Annotated in this window: 1 protein-coding gene; it reads left to right on the top strand. The window is 70.8% G+C overall.

The genetic code is table 11. From position 1 onward, the window contains the following. The coding region (locus tag I6F36_RS39095) for a hypothetical protein (RefSeq protein WP_225173304.1) at window positions 1-418 on the top strand (418 nt) is incomplete at both ends.

Raw genomic sequence — 418 nt, 5'->3', positions numbered from 1 at the left:
TGCTTGGCGCGGGGCTGGCTGCGCTGCTCGTCGGGACGGTACGGCCGAATGTGCGCTGGGCAGATCCGGTGCCCCGGGGGCTGGGCGGCGTGGTGGCGGTGCTGTCCACGCTGCGGCTGGCCGAGATGATCACGGGATGGCCGATCGGGCTCGACTTTCCGGGCATGCACACATGGCTGGACCGCCAATGGGTGACCGGATGGATTGGCGGCATGCACCCCAGCCACGCGCTGGCGATGGCCGCATCGGCGACGGCCCTGAGCCTTGTGCCGACGTTGCGCAAACCGCACCGCGCGCGGTGGTTCTGGGGCTTGGTCGGCCTGGCGATGCTGCTCTGCGCGGGCGACCTGCTTGGCCGCGCCATGGCGCTCGAATATCTGTACCCGGCGTGGTTGGTGTGGCGCGCCTCGGACGTAGC

Origin of the sequence: Bradyrhizobium sp. BRP19, from assembly GCF_020194195.1 — a bacterium.
GTDB classification, from domain to species: domain Bacteria; phylum Pseudomonadota; class Alphaproteobacteria; order Rhizobiales; family Xanthobacteraceae; genus Bradyrhizobium; species Bradyrhizobium yuanmingense.
The sequence above is the reverse complement of the archived record's forward strand: the minus strand, read 5'-3'. Positions and strand labels throughout refer to the sequence as shown.